Source organism: Lacibacter cauensis (assembly GCF_007830055.1).
Classification (GTDB): domain Bacteria; phylum Bacteroidota; class Bacteroidia; order Chitinophagales; family Chitinophagaceae; genus Lacibacter; species Lacibacter cauensis.
This window is the reverse complement of record NZ_VLLE01000002.1, coordinates 791,821-809,793: the sequence shown is the minus strand read 5'-3', so window position 1 is coordinate 809,793 and position 17,973 is coordinate 791,821. Positions and strand designations below refer to the sequence as shown.

The following is a 17,973-nucleotide window of genomic DNA, read 5'->3' as shown; positions in this document are numbered from 1 at the left end:
ACAGCTTCGCTACGAACGTTTAATATTTTTAATGATGGTTTCGATTGTGGTAGCATCATTATCAAACCCGCCGTGTGATGTACTTTTTGTAGCAGCTCCGGGGCTATTGAACGATTTGATGGATGCTTGTTTGTACCTCGGCTCATCTTTAAAAAACTTTTCCATACCTAATACCGGTGTTTTACGGCCCGGTTCAAACGAATTGGAAACAAGATAGAGCAGCGATTTCGAATAAATGGAACAATTATCTTTCTGCTCAACTTCATCGCTTAAATGAAATTGATAATAGTTGCCTATTTTTTTATTGTTGATGGCTTTAAGAATAGTTGCATCAAACAATTCATTGGTAACTGCAGGAGCCATAAACTGCACAGTTTTAAAATTCCATCCAAGGCTGATCATTTTTTCGGCAAGGTGACTATGTACAATACTGCCGGCTGAGTGACCGATAAGATGAATATTTACATGCTTCTTTAATTCGCTGGCAGGCGATGTTGCATATTTGTACAGTAGCTGGCCGCCGCTGTTTTTTTGATAACTGATGGCCTTTGCATTTTCTTTCATTTCCTTCCATATTTTAATTCCCAAAGGTGCTGCCAATCGTTCCAGTCGTTCGTCTTTCCAATTAATAATTCTGTCAATAAGACCACCGGTCATTCGGGGTTCTTTGCCCAGCAGTGTATCTTCAATCATATTCTTTACCGTATTGAAAATATCCGTTTCCCACATCAGCATAATCGGAAAAATCTGTGCATCGTATAATTTTTTGCACCACACAGCATAACTGTCGGCAGCCGATTTTTCGCCCACCAAACCACCGTGTGCATAAATGGCTACATCCATTGGTTTGTTTTGCAAGCCCCAGCGTTCACGTGCAATACCGGCGTGTTGTGTTACCAGCGATTCAATGTCCATTTCAGTTGTTCTGTATTCTCCCGAATTACTGAGCATGCCGTTATTCTCCATATCAATGATAAACGGATCAAGCTCTCGCTTCTTAAGGATAGGGTCGGTAGCAATTGCCACTTTGTTTTTACTGTCGAGGCGTAGCGTGGCAGAGTTAGCAATGGTTAAATGAAGATCTGTTGTAACACCTATTTGTGCAACCCAGCAATCCATAGCATTCTGCTGCCAGTCTTCGTAGGTTAATACAGCAAGTCCATCCGTTCCCCAGGTTTTGCCCCAGGAGTTTTGAATAATAAAACCTGTTTGGTTATAGCCAATAATAACGAACGCATGGCCTCCGTCGCTTTCTTTCGCTTTTGTATTTGGAATTTCCAGGTAGTGGTGATGTGTTGATTTTTTCAAATGATCCCAGCCTGCATGGCAAACCGCACTGGCATACAATACCCCCAAATCGTTGATGGCACAATGCATGTCTTCAATACTTTTGGGTTCTACCCTGTAATAGGCGCCCAAAGGATGGTTAACAGAGTTGAGCCACCAATCGCCATCTGTTGCAGTAATGTCGGGCTTGGGCATTTCAAGTGTTTTCCAAAAACGGCTTTCGCACGCACCATGTTTGTGCCAGCCTTTAATTGCACCTCGCAGACTGGAACCTTCGTCTTTTTTGTAACCCGGAAATTCATCGTAGCGACGTGCCATGGAATACAGCATAAAAGGAGAGGCTGTAAATGTATGATTGGAGGGATCGATTTTCCGAACCAGAAAATTAACCACTGTTGCCAATGCAAAACCTGTACAGGCACTGGTTTCTTTTTGATTTAAAACAGGAAGCTTTGTTTGTTGAATAAACGATTTTCCGGGAGCTGTTGAAACGGAGGGTTGATACATTCGGTCCCTGATATCAATTTTATCGGGAACAACATTGTGTTTTCTGCTTTTCATATTAAAAGGTGTTATGAAACAAAGTAGAAATTAAACCCGAACGATACAAGAGGCAGCAACTTCTTTTGTAATATGGAATCATGCTTAATCTGACAACTGTCAGCTGCTTCTGTTTCAAAATATCACGAGCTGCTGTTAACTTTAATATCCGGCTGTTTCAGTGATTGTTTCGAACCAACTTATAGATAATAACTATGGAATGATAAAAACAATCAATTGAACTTATAATTCTAAGTCAGTAGTTTTGACGCATTAACATGTCCTGGAAACTTCATTACTAATCTTTCATATCAAAACGTAAAAAATGGAAAATAACACATCGCAAGGCAAGTGTCCGGTTACCGGCGCTATGAGTAAGCAGAGTGCAGGTAGCGGTACCAGAAACCGTGACTGGTGGCCCAACCAGTTAAAGTTGAATGTGCTTCGTCAGCATTCAGCCTTATCTAATCCAATGGGTGAATCTTTTAATTATGCTGAAGAATTTAAAAGCCTCGACCTCGATGCGGTGAAGAAAGATATTTATGAGTTGATGACAACATCGCAGGATTGGTGGCCTGCAGATTATGGTCATTATGGTCCGCTCTTCATCCGCATGGCATGGCACAGTGCAGGTACTTACCGTGTGCACGATGGCCGTGGCGGTGGTGGTGCAGGTACGCAGCGTTTTGCTCCTTTAAACAGCTGGCCCGACAATACCAACCTGGATAAAGCTCGTTTGCTGCTCTGGCCAATCAAACAGAAATATGGTAAGAAATTATCTTGGGCCGATTTAATGATCCTTGCAGGTAACTGCGCATTGGAATCAATGGGCTTTAAAACATTTGGTTTCGGGGGGGGGCGTGAAGACGTGTGGGAGCCGGAAGAAGATATTTATTGGGGTTCTGAAACAGAATGGCTTGGCGATAAGCGTTACACCGGCGACCGTGAACTGGAAAATCCATTAGCTGCTGTACAAATGGGTTTGATCTATGTAAACCCTGAAGGGCCTAACGGCAACCCTGATCCGATTGCTGCTGCACGTGACATTCGTGAAACTTTCGCACGCATGGCTATGGATGATGAAGAAACGGTTGCATTGATTGCAGGCGGGCATACATTTGGTAAAACACATGGTGCGGCAGACCCTAGCAAATACGTTGGTAAAGAACCGGCAGGTGCAGGTATTGAAGAAATGAGTCTTGGCTGGAAAAACACATTTGGCACAGGTGCAGGTGCAGATACTATTACCAGCGGTTTAGAAGGTGCATGGACAACCACGCCTACAAAATGGAGCAACAACTATTTCGAAAACCTGTTTGGTTACGAGTGGGAATTAACAAAGAGCCCTGCAGGTGCACATCAATGGAAGCCGAAAGGTAATGCGGGTGAAGGGTTGGTGCCGGATGCACATGATCCATCAAAACGTCATGCGCCGTTTATGTTAACAACAGATCTTTCGTTGCGTTTCGATCCTGCATACGAAAAAATTTCCCGTCGTTTCTACGAAAACCCCGATCAGTTTGCCGATGCGTTTGCACGTGCATGGTTTAAACTTACCCATCGTGATATGGGGCCACGTAACCGCTACCTCGGTAAAGAAGTGCCCACAGAAGAACTCATCTGGCAAGACCCGATTCCTGCGGTAACGCATGAGCTGATTAACGAACAGGATGTTGCCGCATTGAAAGCAAAAGTGCTGGCTTCTGGCTTAACGGTATCAGAGTTGGTAGCTACTGCATGGGCATCTGCATCTACCTTCCGTGGATCGGATAAACGTGGCGGTGCAAATGGTGCACGCATCCGTCTTGCTCCGCAGAAATACTGGGCAGTGAATAATCCAACACAATTATCAAAAGTGCTGGATGCACTGGAAGCAATTCAAAAAGAATTCAACAGTGCGCAAACAGGCGGTAAGCAGGTTTCAATTGCCGACTTAATTGTACTGGCAGGTTGTGCAGCTGTTGAACAAGCAGCAAAAGATGCAGGCTTTGCAATTACAGTTCCGTTTACGCCTGGCCGTACAGATGCATCGCAGGAACAAACAGATGTTGAATCGTTTGGTTACCTGGAACCTGTTGCTGATGGTTTCCGTAATTATCTCAGCAGACGTGCTACAACAACTTCTGAAGAGCTGTTGATTGATAAAGCACAACTGTTGACACTTACAGCTCCTGAAATGACAGCATTGGTAGGTGGTATGCGTGTACTCAACACCAACTTCGATGGTTCGAAACACGGTGTGTTAACGAATACACCGGGTGTGTTGACAAACGATTTCTTTGTGAACCTGCTCGATTTTGGAACTACCTGGAAAGCGGCCGATCCTGTACAACAAGGTTTCTTTGGTACAGACCGTGCAACAGGCGATCTAAAATGGACAGCTACACGTGCAGATCTCATCTTTGGTTCTAACTCCGAGCTTCGTGCAATTGCAGAAGTATACGGTTGTGCAGATGGCAAAGAAAAGTTTGTAAAAGACTTTGTAGCTGCATGGAATAAAGTAATGAATCTCGATCGTTTCGATCTGGCATAACAGGTTGTATATTGGTTATAAAGTGAGGTGGTCTGTATACAGACCACCTTTTTTTTGAACGATTTAGATGCATACTATTTAATAAGTTTGCTGTTAAGGTTGCAGCATATCTTCACTGCAAGAAACAAAGATTGATGAAACGGATGTATACATATGCTTTTGCGCTTTCTACCCTTGCTTTGCTTAACAGTTGTGCAGAAAATAGAGATGCTGATAAACAAAAAAGCGATTTGGTTGAATGTGCTGCAGATAATGCAGCCGGTTTTTTACCGACAGTTGAAAACAATCTTACCAGACCAACAACTCTTCCCGAAGGAATGGTTTGGATACCGGGAGGCACATTTTCGATGGGTACTGCAGAAGCCAATGAATCGTTATGCGAAGTAAAAGGCCTTACTACCGATGCAACACCTATACACCAGGTATATGTTGATGCATTTTTAATGGATGAACACGAAGTAACCAATGAAGAGTTTGCAAAATTTGTAGAAGCAACCGGCTACAAAACAGTTGCCGAACAAGTGCCCACCAAAGAAGAATTTCCTGATGCGCCTGTTGAAATGCTGGTTGCAGGATCGGTGGTGTTCAGTCCGCCGGCAAACGCCGTGAACTTAAATGATTACATGCTGTGGTGGCAATTTGTAAAAGCTGCCGATTGGAAACATCCGCAAGGTGCAGGCAGTAGCATTGAAGGAAAAGAAAATTATCCTGTTGTACATATAGCTTGGGAAGATGCAATGGCTTATGCAAAGTGGGCAGGTAAACGTTTACCAACCGAAGCCGAGTGGGAGTTTGCAGCAAGAGGTGGTTATTGCGGAAAACGTTTTGCATGGGGCGATGAGTTCAATCCATCGGGTAAAGCAATGGCTAATACCTTCCAGGGAAAATTCCCCAACAACGATCTTGCAAAAGATGGCTTCAAAGGCATTGCGCCGGTAAAACAATTTGCAAAAAACGGTTATGGTCTGTACGATATGGCCGGTAATGTGTGGGAGTGGTGTGCTGATTGGTACAACCACGATTATTACCAAAGCTTACCTGCAAACGAAGTCATTAAAAATCCGGTTGGCCCTGCAGAAAGTTTTGATCCGGCTGAACCGGGCATGAAAAAGAAAGTACATCGTGGCGGTTCGTTTTTATGTACTGATCAATACTGTTCCCGCTATGTAATGGGCACACGTGGAAAAGGTGAGTGGCGTACAGGCACCAATCATCTTGGCTTCAGATGTGTAAAGGATGTGCAATAAAAATTGTTATTGATAAATGAAAAAGTCAGTTCAGTTGAACTGACTTTTTTTATTGCATGCATGTTCTTCATTAGTTAATATACACGCAATTCTTTCCATTCGTCACGCTTAATATTCCCATAACCTTCACATAACACTACGGAAACATACAGCTTTCATCTTGCGCCCGGTATAAAATTCGACTCGATCATTTTTCAAACTCTTTAACCAAAACTTACAAGATGAAGCTTTCTTTTTATGTAAGCCTTTGTTTCTATTTTCTATTTCTTGCATTTCCTGGTTTAACACAAACGCAACCACAAAATTCGGCTGTGGTAATTTCCGGTATTGTAAAAGATGCAGAGACAAATAACGGGCTTGCAGGCGTTACTGTTGCGGTAGCAGGTAAAAAATCATTATTTGTTACACAGGAAGACGGTAGCTACACCGTTGCTGTTCCCAAAGGAACAACCATTGTTTTTTCTGCTGTATCGTACGAAGAGCAGCGCATTGTTGTGAGCGACAATCAACGCATCCGAAATGTATTATTAAAGCCCGCAGCAAAAGAACTGGAAGGTGTTGTTGTAACCGCACTGGGCATTACACGTAAACAAATGGCATTGGGATATGCAGCAACAACCATCGATAACGAACAGTTAACCGATGCAAAATCTGCCAACTGGATTGATGCATTGTCGGGTAAAGTTGCCGGCTTAAACATGGTTCGTTCGGGTAGCGGGCCAACAGGAACCAACAAAATTATTCTGCGTGGTGAAAATAATTTAACAGGTGATAACGAAGCATTAATCGTTGTTGATGGTGTTGTTATTAACCAAGGTAGTGGTCGACGCAGCTCCATTGCGGGTGAGGTAGTATATGGTACCGGTAGTGACAATATGCCTGCTGATTACGGAAGTAGTCTGAATGATTTGAATCCGGAAGACATTGAATCGGTGACAGTGTTGAAAGGCCCCGGCGCTGCAGCATTGTACGGACAGCGTGGAGCAAACGGTGCAATTATTATTACCACAAAATCGGGCAGTTCAAAACGGAAAGGTTTGGGTGTAACCTTCAGCTCCAATGTTTCAATGGAACAGGTGAACCGCTGGCCCGCATTGCAATACGAATACGGACAAGGTCTTGCCGGTGCTGCTTATTATTCCTTTGGTGCATCAGCAGATGGTGCAAGTACCAGTGGAACAAGTTCGGCTTATGGTCCACGGTTTAATGGTCAGCAGTTTTTCCAGTTCGATCCTGTTACACAGGCACAGGGTACACAACGTACAGAATGGAGACCTTACAAAAACGGGGTGAACAGTTATTTCAATACCGGGAAAACTATCACCAATTCCATAAGTGTAGATGGTGGTACCGATAAAACAACAGCACGTTTTTCGATGACGAATGTGTTGAACGACTGGATAACTCCCAACACCGGCTACAAACGTAATACAGTTGCATTATCGGTCAACTCAAAAGTGAATGATAAACTGCAGATTAGTTCAAAAGTAAACTACACCAATAAGTGGAGCGATAATTTGCCCGGTGCAGGCTATGGCAATCAATCCATCATGTACTGGTATATTTTCTGGCAGCCAAGTGCAGATCCCAACTGGTTAAAAAATTATTGGGTAAACGGACAGGAGAATAAACGGATCATGTTCCCCTTCAGCAGCTTTCCGGAAAATCCCTACGCAATTGCTTATGAATTTATCAACAGTTCTAACCGTCATGGTATAACCGGAAATATCCAGGCAAATTATACGCTTACAAAACAACTTAGCTTACAGGTACGCACATCAGTTGATCAATCGTACGAAGAGCGTGCACAGAAACGTCCTTACGACGCAGGTTCAAAATTGGTGAAAGGAAGTTTGCGTACACAGAATATTTTCTCCAGTGAAATAAGTGCAGACTTTTTACTGAAGTACAATCAGAAAATCGGTACACATATCGATCTGTCAGCAATGGCCGGAGGAAGTTTATTACGCAATAAATACAAGCGTGATGAAACACGTGCCGATTCATTGATTTATCCGGGTTTGTACTCGTTTGCAAACTCAGCAGGGCCATTGGTAAGTATGCCTTACAGCAGCCGTTATGGTATCAATAGCTTTTACGGCTTACTTACGGCATCGTACGATAAATTTTTATTCCTCGATTTAACGGCACGCCAGGACTGGAACAGCGTATTGGCAACACCCGAACGTACAACCAATGCAGGATTCTTTTATCCATCTGCCAACATGAGTTTCATTTTATCGAACGTAACAAGGTTGCCAAAATATATCAATTATGCAAAACTCCGTTTCTCTGCATCGAGTGTGGGTAGCGGTGGAACCAATCCCTATTTAACGGCTTACAATTACGAATCGGCCGGCAGTTTATTTGCAGGTGGCTTACAAACACCGGGATTACTGGCCAACCCCAATCTTCGTCCGTTGCGTACAACATCGTACGAAGCTGGTGCAGAACTGAAGATGTTGAAGAACAGGTTAAGTCTTGATGTGGCGGTGTATACAGGTAGTACAAAAGATCAGCACCTGCGCAGAATACTCGATCGTTCATCGGGTTTTACACAAGTACTCATCAATGCAGGACGTGTAAACAATAGTGGTGTGGAAGTGGCATTGAATGGTTCGCCTGTAAAATCAAAAAAAGGATTTAACTGGAATGTGGGAGTTGTGTTCTCAACCAACAGAAACCAGATAAAGGAATTACTCGATAGCTCAGTGGTGTTGCAAACCGGCCCTGTTGGTGGCGGACAAATTGTTGCAAAGGTTGGCGGCAGCATGGGCGATTTGTATGGCCGTGGCTATGTACGTTCTCCCGACGGACAAGTGGTGTACGATACATTAACCGGTAATGCACTCATTTCGCAGGATGTTGTTTATCTCGGCAATACAATTCCCAAATACAAATTCGGTATTACCAACGAGTTTACCTACAAACAATTCCGTTTAAGCTTTTTGTTTGATGCGCAACTTGGCGGTGTAGCTCATTCGCTGATGCATTACAAATTGGCTGAACAGGGTAAAACAAAAAATACATTGCCCGGTCGTTACAATGGTATTATCGGGAATGGCGTAGTGATGACGGCTGATGGCAAGTACAGAACCAATGATGTTATTGCTACCAACATTGATGAGTATTACCGTTCGCATTATGGTGTTGATAATGCAGAAGGCAGCACCTTCAGTACCGACTTTTTCAAGTTTCGTGAAATGCGCTTCGATTATACACTGCATACGAAACTTGTACAGAAGCTAAAACTGCAAAAAGCAACAGTGGGTGTATATGGCCGTGATTTATTTATCTGGTCGCCATGGCCCATGTTCGATCCTGAATTTGGTACACTCAGCGGAACAGATATTGTGAGAGGTTTTGAAACTGCACAGTTCCCTTCTACAAGAACGATGGGTGTAAACCTCGTAGTTGCATTTTAAATTTTTAAAGACAATTAAACATGAAGAGCAATAAATTATTTGTACTGCTGCTTGTATGCAGTGTTACACTTGCATCGTGCACAAAAGGTTTTCAGGATTTGAATACCGATAACAACAATATCGCTTTTGCACTACCGCAGCAGTTGCTGGCACCTGCACTAACAGGAGCTTTAAATTATAACATGATCCGCAACCGCAATTTCAACAACGAGTTGATGCAGGTTACAGTGAACATCAGCGATGCAGAAGGACAGGTTTTCCGTTACGATTTCCGTTCTACCTGGGCCGATTACCTGTACAATGGTTTGTATTCGGAGTTAACCAACTTCAAAGACATTTACCGGATGGCAAGCGACACTGCTTCGAGTAATTACAACAAATCGTATATGGGTATATCGCTCATTTGCCAGTCGTGGATCTATTCCATTCTTACAGATACCTATGGCGATATTCCGTATTCACAATCGAACCAGGCAAAAGATTCTTTACGCTACGAGCCGAAGTTTGATAAACAGCGGGATATTTACCTCGACATTTTTCAAAAACTGGAAGCTGCGAATACTTTACTTTCAAGTAATACAGCAATTGTTGCAGCAAGCGATCCGGTTTATTATGGCAACGTAGCACGCTGGCGCAAATTCGGCAACTCGTTGTACTTACGTTTGCTGTTGCGTGTTTCGGGCAAAACTGAAGTAGCAGCAGATGCAATTGCCAAGATCAAGGAAATTACTGAAACCAATACATCAGCATATCCCATCATCGCCAGTAATGACGAGTCGGCTATTTTACGCTTTACAGGTATTGCACCTTACACATCACCACTTATTGCAGTACGGGAACAGGATTTTCGTCAACCCGGTTTAGCAACCTTCTTTATTCAAAATTTAGTTGATTGGAACGATCCACGGATTGATATTCCCACATACGGCAGCGGTGGTTTTAACCGTTGGGGTATTGCGCCTTACTCAGGTGCATATCTGGGCATTAACAGTGGCTATGCACCAGGTGAAAATCCGGTAAAGAAATCTTATTTCTATTCCATGACCTCAGCAGTTTCGTTACAAACAGAACCAATGGCGGGGATGATGATGAATTATGCCGAACTGCAGTTTATTCTTGCAGAAGCTGCTGCCAAAGGATGGATCAGCGGTTCAGCAGAAAACTATTACAACAACGGTGTACTGAACAGTATTACACTTTGGTTACCGTTATGGCCAACAACCATCAATCAACAAACAGGTTTACCGAATGATGTAAAAACATTTGTTGTTGCTGCAGATATTCAATGGGATAATAACGCATCGTTGGAAGATAAAATGGAGCGCATTCATCTGCAGAAATATTATGCACTGTTTCTTGCAGATCTGCAGCAATGGTTTGAATACCGTCGTACAGGACATCCGGTATTACCGAAAGGAGCAGGCTTACGTAACAATGGCGAAATGCCTGCACGTATGACATATCCCGTTTATGTGCAATCTGCAAATCCTACAAACTATAAAGCAGCAATTACTGAACAAGGGCCCGATGTTATTTCAACAAAAGTATGGTGGCAAAAACCATAACAGCTATGCAACGGCTTTGTGAATTTTAAAAATCAAAACATGAAATATTCATTTGTTTATACGATCATCTTGTGTTCTGTTTTAGTTTTTGGTTGTGCAAAAGACCAAACCTATCCCGGTGCACGCATCAGTCCATACATTGCATTATTTGACATCAGAGATTTATACAAAGGGTCTGATGTGACGCTTACAAAAGATCGGATGTACGGCTCAACAAAAATTACCGGAGTGGTGGTTTCGGATCATACAGAAGGAAATATGCCCGAAGGTTTACTGGTATTGCAGGATCGCAGACGTTTATCAGAGCTGCGAGGTATTTCGATTGCTTTAGGCAATGCGGCTGCGAACTATGTGCCCGGCGATTCAATCATTGTTGATGTTGAAGGCGGCATTTTAAAACGTGTAAATGGCATTTTACAAATAACGGGTGTAAACGAAACAGCTGTTACAAAAGTTGCAACAGGCAAAGCCATAGCAGTAAACAGAGTACCCTCGAACCTGGTACTTGCCAATCCTGATAAATACGAAAGCACCTTGATTGTTGTGGTGAAGGGTGGTTTTAATCCTGCACCTGCACCAACAGATGTGCTTAGTGGCGACAAGCTGCTAAATGATGGATTTGGTGAATTGAAATTACACACCTATGCAACGGCCGCATTTGCCAACAATTCGGTTCCTTTTCTGGCAAATTTTTACGGCATTGTATTTAATCAGCAAACAGCAGATAAAATATTAGTACCGCAGCTGCAAATGCGTAAAGCAAGTGATGTAGTGGTATTAAGTTCAACCATTAATGTAGCACCAATCTTAATTACAGGTTTCATCAGCGATGTGGCAGGTGGCGATGGTAACTATGAATACATGCAGTTTATGGCAACACGTGATATTGATTTTGCAGCAACACCATTCTCTGTGGTGGTTACCAACAATGCCAACGCATCTACACCAACCGGTTATCCTGCAAATGGATGGGCGACGGGAAGTATGCGTACATATAAAATGAATCTTACATCAGGTACTGCAGCAAAAGGAACTTTCTTTTATGTGGGAGGTGCCAATAAACTCATTAATGGAGCTTCATCAACCAACATCAGCAATGCAAACTGGATACGTGCATTTGACTATACAACCATTAATGGTGATGGCTTTGGTACAAAAACAAGTGGCTTGTTTGCCAACAGCGGTAACGCATCCGGGCTGGCAGTATTTGCAGGCACAACTGTTACGGCTGCATCTGTTCCGGTTGATGTACTGTTTGTTGCAACAGGCGGAAGTTTATATACACCCACACCAACAGCACAAGGTTACCGTATTGCCAATACCGATTGGTACGATATTAAAAATCCGATCACACTGGAAGATCAGCCATTTTATCGCAGCGGATCAAATACACTGAATATGGCTTATACAACTGCAGACCGTGGCTACTTCTATAAAATGGGAGGAGAGTACAATGTTGCATTGGGCCGTTGGATGAAAGCGAGAACACAGAACAATATCCTGCTTACCAAAACATCCACACTTAGTGAAATTGAAGGAGAGGGCGCAACCAAATTGCAATAACATGCTTTAATCTTAATTACTCAGAACGAGATCGATAATATGAAAAGAAAAGATTTTTTTAAACTGTTCGGCTTTGCTGCAACAGGACTGGCATTGCCACCGCTTGCAACTAAAGCAGCTGTTAATGAACAAAGTTTACAACAGCCTGTAAAACCAGTAACTGTTACAGGAAAAGTTATTGCAAACGGAAAAGGTATTGCAGGTGTGGCGGTAACAGACGGAACAAGTATTGTGCTTACCGATAAAAATGGCAACTATACACTGGAGGCTGCAGCAGGAGCAGAGTTTGTATATATTTCGTTGCCGGCAGGATATGCATTTCCGAACGAAAAGAAGATGGCAACGTTTTACAAAACGATCGATACAAAAACAGAAAACTTTGTTGCAGACTTTACACTGGAAAAATTAACGGTGGACGATTCGAAACATTGCTTTGTTGTTTGGGCCGATACACAAATGATTTCAGAAAAAGATGTGGAATTGCTCAAAACACAGTCGGTTCCTGATTTGCAGCAACTCGTGGAATCTTACCCAACAGGAACACTGTTTCATGGAATCGGTTGCGGCGATCTGGTGTGGGATAAATTTGAATTGTTCAAAGGTTACAAAGAAGCAATTGCTGCAACCGGCGTTACCTTCTTCAATGTAATCGGCAATCATGATATGGACATTAAAACCGCTCGTACAGATGAGTGGAGTGCAGAAACATTTAAAAAAGAATTTGGGCCAACGTACTATTCGTTCAATCGTGGAAAGATCCATTATGTGGTACTGGATGATGTGTTCTTCATTGGCACTGCAAAAAAATATATCGGTTATATTACCGAAAATCAATTGTCATGGCTGGAACAGGATTTGAAAAATGTATCGAAGGGTTCAACAGTTGTCGTAAGTCTGCATATTCCAACTGATACCGGTGCTGCCCGTCGTTATAAAAAAGAAGCTGAGTTGGGATCGAATGTGTCCAACAGGGAACAGTTGTACAAAATTCTTGCAGATTATAAAGTACATTTTATGTCGGGCCATACCCATTTCAACGATGTGTGGGAAAAAGAAAACATGATGGAACATAACCACGGCACTGTATGTGGTGCCTGGTGGACGGGCCCTGTATGTGGCGATGGTACGCCAAGCGGTTATGGTGTTTATGAAGTGGATGGTAATGAACTGACATGGTATTACAAATCAACCGGACTTCCAAAAGAACACCAGGTAACAGTTTTTGAAAAAGGAAGATCGAAAGATTACCCCGATGAAATAATTGCAAACGTATGGAACTGGGATAGCAAATGGAAAGTTGAGTGGTTTGAAGATGGTGCTGCGAAAGGTGCAATGGAACAACGTGTAGCATTTGACCCTCTGGCGGTTGAACTATACAGCGGCCCTGAGTTGCCGAAGAAACACAAGTTTGTGGAACCAACACTGGCCGATCATATCTTCTTTGCAAAACCATCGGCTGGAGCAAAGGAAATCGAAGTAAAAGTGACCGATCGTTTTGGCAAAGTCTACAGTGTAAAAAAGAAACTCGCATAGCCCGCATTTGAAAACAAAGAAAAGCCGGTTGCTTTGCAGCCGGCTTTCTTTTTATTTTGCAAGCAGAAAATTTCTCCACCAGTAACCACTGTCCTTAATCGTACGTAGCTGTGTCTTAAAGTCAACATGTATTAAACCGAACCGTGCATTGAATCCTTCGCTCCATTCAAAGTTGTCTGTTAACGTCCAGGCAAAATAACCTTTTACGTTTACGCCTTCCTGCTTTGCTTTATGCATGGCACTAATGTATTGCTGAAAATAAGCAATGCGTTCTGCATCGTGCACCGCACCATTCTTCAACACATCTTTAAAGCAGGCGCCGTTTTCTGTAACAATAATTGATTTTACACTGCCATAATTCCAGTAACGCTTCAGCATACGGTAAAACGAATCAGCATTAATTTCCCAACCCAAAGCAGTATGCGGTGCCTTTCTTGTTGTTGCTTTTACTTCAGAAGCCTGTATGTAAGGGATGAGTGCATTGTGTTTAACGGTCACCGAAAAATAATTCTGCACACCAATAAAATCAAAATCAAACTGCATGCGGTCGGTATAACGCCAGGCTTTTGTTTGCATGTGCAGCTTATCCATCAATGGGAAATCATCATGCGGGTAGTTTCGTCCCAACGTAGGTTCAATAAACAAACGATTCAACAACATATCCAATCGTTTTGCAGCGTCCATATCTTCTTTCTTATTGCTGAAGGGTAGTACTTCACTGCAGGAAAAGCTGGTGCCGATTACTGCGTTACGAACATGCTTACGTACAATACGTCCGCCTTCGGCCTGTGCAAGAACCGCATTGTGGATAGCAGGAAAAAAGTTTTCCAAACCGGTTTTCCCCGGTGCATGTTTACCCAGCATATATCCCAGCGAAGTAAAGCCCATGGGTTCGTTTAACACAATCCAGTGTTTTACCTTGCTGCCGAATTCTTCAGCTACAAATGTTGCATAACGGGTAAACCATTTTTGTAGGTGTACGCTTGTCCAGCCGCCTTCTTTTTGCAGTGCATGCGGCAGATCCCAATGATAAATTGTTGCAAACGGTATTAACCCCAGCTGCAAACATTCATCAATCAGCTTGTGATAAAACGCCACGCCTTCTTTGTTTACTTTGCCAATGCCATCAGGAAAAATGCGGCTCCATGAAAACGAAAAACGAAACACATGAAAGCCGAGTGCTTTTGCCAGCAGCAAATCATCTTTATACCGATGGTAGAAATCGCAGTTGTCAGTTGGTCTTGCTCCACCTTTTATTTTGCCTTGCCTGCGTGCAAACACATCCCAGATAGAAGGTCCTCGGCCATCAATATTCCAGGCGCCTTCGTTTTGTGCAGCCGCAATAGCCACACCCCACAAAAAATCGTTACCAAAAGCTGAAGCTGAGTATTGCAAGAAAATGTTTTACCGAAGTTGATGATTCTGCACGATTGCTGTGTTAACGAATTACTATCTTTTATGAACTGTAATTGTTCTTTTAAAGGTTCGTGCAAATTGCACACAATTTTATGCAGCCGCTTTTTATTTCGAAACAAGCGTATTGTTTAAATAGCTGTTCAGCTTCATAATGTTTACTACCTTTCGGTTGTTACCGGGTGAGGATATTTACAAACTATTTAATGGGTTCACTATGCGGTCTTTTCAATTTCTTTTCAGTCTTCTTTTTTTGAGTCAAACAGTTTTTGCACAACAAAGCCCAACCGTTGAGCAACAGCTAAACAAATCGAGAGTACGTTTACCGAATGGCTGGCAGCTTTCTCCTGCCGGAAGGATGTTGCCTTTGGGTGATCTGCCGCTGAATATAGCCGTATCAAAAACTAAACGCTACATGGCGGTTACTAATAACGGACAAAGCGTACAAAGTATTCAGCTCATCGATCCGAAAGCAGAAAAGATTCTGCACAGTATCATTATTCCAAAATCGTGGTACGGACTTACGTTCAGTGAAGATGAAAAATTTCTTTATGCATCGGGCGGTAACGATAACTGGATTTTACAATACGCCATTACAAACAATAAACTGCAACTGAAAGACAGTATTCAGCTTGGTGGTAAATGGCCGGTAAAAATTTCGCCCACAGGTATCAGCATCGATGATAAAGCCGGTTTATTGTATGTTGTAACAAAAGAAAACAATGCATTGTACATCGTGGATCTTGCCAGCAAGAAAATTCTTCATCAGGAAAAATTAGGTAGCGAAGCATATGCATGTATGCTGTCGCCCGACAGAAAAGAACTTTATATTTCGCTATGGGGCGGCGATGCAGTTGTTGTTTTTAATACTGTTACCCGCAGTATCAGCTCAAAAATAGTTGTAGGTGATAACCCGAACGAGCTTTTATTGAATAAAAACGGATCGTTGTTACTTGTTGCGAATGCCAATGATAACAGTGTTTCTGTAATTGATACGAAGCAACTCAAAGTACTGGAAGTATTGAATACGGCTTTGTACCCCGATGCACCTGCAGGTTCAACCGCCAACGGTCTTGCTTTGTCTGCCAATGAAAAAAGTTTGTACGTCGCCAACGCCGATAATAACTGCCTGGCTGTATTCGATGTATCGAATGCAGGTAAGAGCCGTCCCAAAGGATTTATTCCTGTTGGCTGGTATCCATCAAATATTAAAGTAATTGGTAAAAAAATATTCGTCGCAAATGGCAAAGGTTTTTCTTCGTTTGCAAATCCAACAGGGCCCAATCCTACAAGACCGGAGCAGACAGTTGAACATCATGTTGGTGATACCACTGTAAGAGTCCGTTCGGGATATATTGGCGGCTTAATGAAAGGAACACTTTCGATTATTGATGAACCATCAGAAACGACATTGGCCGTTTATTCGAAAGCTGTGTATACCAACACGCCTTACAGTAAAACAAAAGAACTGCATGCTGCAGGCGAAGCAGGTAACCCGATACCGATGAAGGTAGGACAACCTTCACCCATTAAATATGTGTTTTATCTAATTAAGGAAAACAGAACTTACGACCAGGTGCTGGGCGATGTTCCGCAAGGAAATGGCGATACAAGTATTGTGTTGTTTGGTGAAAGAGTGACCCCCAATCAGCACAAGCTGGTGAAAGAATTTGTACTGCTCGATAATTTTTATGCTGATGGTGAAGTAAGTGCCGATGGACATAACTGGAGCACTTCTGCAAATGCAACGGATTATCTCGAAAAAAACTGGGTAACAAGTTATGGCGGAAGAGGAGGTACTTATCCCGGCGAAGGCAAACGGGAAATTGCCAACCCGAAAAAAGGCTTTATCTGGGATTATTGTAAGCGTGCTAGTGTAAGCTATCGAACCTATGGTGAATTTGCAGATGATGGTAAGCCCAACATCCCTGCTTTGGAAAATCATGTATGCACGTATTTTACGGGTTATGATTTAGCCGTGCGTGACACCACACGTTTTTACCAATGGAAAAGGGAGTTCGATTCGCTGGTTGCGGTGAATGCTGTACCGCAATTCAATACTGTTCGTTTCGGTAACGATCATACCGAAGGGCAACGCACAGGTCGTCCAACACCCTTTGCACATGTTGCAGACAATGATCTTGCTGTGGGATTATTTGTTGAGTATTTATCCAACAGTCCCATCTGGAAAGAATGCGCCGTGTTTATTGTAGAAGATGATGCACAAAACGGATCGGATCATGTGGATGCACATCGCACTACTGCGTATGTTGCTGGTCCTTTTGTGAAGCGTGGCTTTGCAGATCACACCATGTATTCAACTTCCTCGATGTTGCGCACGATGGAATTAATTCTTGGTTTACCTCCCATGAGTCAGTACGATGCAGCAGCTACACCCATGTGGAATTCGTTCACCGCAACGCCCAATTACAAAACGTTTGTTGCATTGCCATCTAACATTAACCTCAACGAACGCAACACAAAAAACACCGCCAGTGCAAGACTCAGCAACAGTTTCGATTTCAGAAAAGAAGATACCATTCCCGATCTCATCTTCAGCGAAATTGTTTGGAAAACAGTAAAGGGTGAAGACTCTCCAATGCCGGCACCACGACGCAGTGCATTTGTAAAACTAAAAGAAGAAGACGATGAGGAGGAGGAAGACAAAGAAAAACCTCTACGAAAGAAATAGTCTATCAACATGAATAAGTCGCCCCGTTAAAATCAACGGGGCGTTTTGTTTACTCGATAAGATGTAGAAAAAGGATGAAGCGTTTTCATTCTTCTTTCGTTTAAACAACAGCATTAACTGAAGGATAAAAGATTTGACACATCTATACCGCTTTCTTGAACTTTCCGTAACCGGC

9 protein-coding genes are annotated in these 17,973 nt (G+C 42.7%); 7 read left to right on the top strand and 2 right to left on the bottom strand.

Features of this window, described 5'->3' with window-relative positions; all coding sequences use genetic code 11:
* Window positions 1-9 precede the first annotated feature (9 nt).
* Entirely contained in the window at window positions 10-1,848 is a 1,839-nt protein-coding gene (locus IQ13_RS03420) for a C1 family peptidase (RefSeq protein ID WP_144884510.1), read from the bottom strand.
* A gap of 304 nt (window positions 1,849-2,152) precedes the next feature.
* Between IQ13_RS03420 and katG the strand changes: the two genes are divergently transcribed.
* From katG to IQ13_RS03390, 6 genes are all read left to right on the top strand, one after another.
* Window positions 2,153-4,360, top strand: coding sequence for a catalase/peroxidase HPI (gene katG, locus IQ13_RS03415; protein WP_144884507.1), 2,208 nt, complete (start codon window positions 2,153-2,155; stop codon window positions 4,358-4,360).
* Window positions 4,361-4,494: 134 nt separating this feature from the next.
* Window positions 4,495-5,607 (top strand): formylglycine-generating enzyme family protein, encoded by a 1,113-nt coding sequence (locus IQ13_RS03410; protein ID WP_144884505.1) that lies wholly within the window; start codon window positions 4,495-4,497, stop codon window positions 5,605-5,607.
* Window positions 5,608-5,828: 221 nt separating this feature from the next.
* On the top strand, window positions 5,829-9,032 hold the full coding sequence (locus IQ13_RS03405; protein ID WP_144884503.1) for a SusC/RagA family TonB-linked outer membrane protein: 3,204 nt from the start codon (window positions 5,829-5,831) through the stop codon (window positions 9,030-9,032).
* Between the two features lie 20 nt (window positions 9,033-9,052).
* Window positions 9,053-10,597 carry a SusD/RagB family nutrient-binding outer membrane lipoprotein gene (locus tag IQ13_RS03400; RefSeq protein ID WP_144884501.1) on the top strand — a complete coding sequence of 515 codons (1,545 nt, stop codon included), beginning with the start codon at window positions 9,053-9,055 and terminating at the stop codon, window positions 10,595-10,597.
* A gap of 39 nt (window positions 10,598-10,636) precedes the next feature.
* On the top strand, window positions 10,637-12,160 hold the full coding sequence (locus tag IQ13_RS03395; RefSeq protein ID WP_144884499.1) for a DUF5689 domain-containing protein: 1,524 nt from the start codon (window positions 10,637-10,639) through the stop codon (window positions 12,158-12,160).
* Window positions 12,161-12,199: 39 nt separating this feature from the next.
* Window positions 12,200-13,693 (top strand): calcineurin-like phosphoesterase C-terminal domain-containing protein, encoded by a 1,494-nt coding sequence (locus IQ13_RS03390; protein ID WP_144884497.1) that lies wholly within the window; start codon window positions 12,200-12,202, stop codon window positions 13,691-13,693.
* 51 nt (window positions 13,694-13,744) lie between these two features.
* On the opposite strand, the gene IQ13_RS03385 is transcribed toward IQ13_RS03390, so the two are convergent.
* Window positions 13,745-15,088 (bottom strand): GH1 family beta-glucosidase, encoded by a 1,344-nt coding sequence (locus IQ13_RS03385; RefSeq protein ID WP_144884495.1) that lies wholly within the window; start codon window positions 15,086-15,088, stop codon window positions 13,745-13,747.
* 271 nt (window positions 15,089-15,359) lie between these two features.
* Between IQ13_RS03385 and IQ13_RS03380 the strand changes: the two genes are divergently transcribed.
* Entirely contained in the window at window positions 15,360-17,798 is a 2,439-nt protein-coding gene (locus tag IQ13_RS03380; protein WP_242009470.1) for a bifunctional YncE family protein/alkaline phosphatase family protein, read from the top strand.
* Window positions 17,799-17,973 lie beyond the last annotated feature (175 nt).

Coding starts and splice junctions, on each gene's coding strand:
- IQ13_RS03410 (WP_144884505.1), top strand. CDS start 4,495: ATGAAACGGATGTATACATATGCTTTTGCGCTTTCTACCCTTGCTTTG.
- IQ13_RS03395 (WP_144884499.1), top strand. CDS start 10,637: ATGAAATATTCATTTGTTTATACGATCATCTTGTGTTCTGTTTTAGTT.
- IQ13_RS03390 (WP_144884497.1), top strand. CDS start 12,200: ATGAAAAGAAAAGATTTTTTTAAACTGTTCGGCTTTGCTGCAACAGGA.
- IQ13_RS03405 (WP_144884503.1), top strand. CDS start 5,829: ATGAAGCTTTCTTTTTATGTAAGCCTTTGTTTCTATTTTCTATTTCTT.
- katG (WP_144884507.1), top strand. CDS start 2,153: ATGGAAAATAACACATCGCAAGGCAAGTGTCCGGTTACCGGCGCTATG.
- IQ13_RS03420 (WP_144884510.1), bottom strand. CDS start 1,848: ATGAAAAGCAGAAAACACAATGTTGTTCCCGATAAAATTGATATCAGG.
- IQ13_RS03400 (WP_144884501.1), top strand. CDS start 9,053: ATGAAGAGCAATAAATTATTTGTACTGCTGCTTGTATGCAGTGTTACA.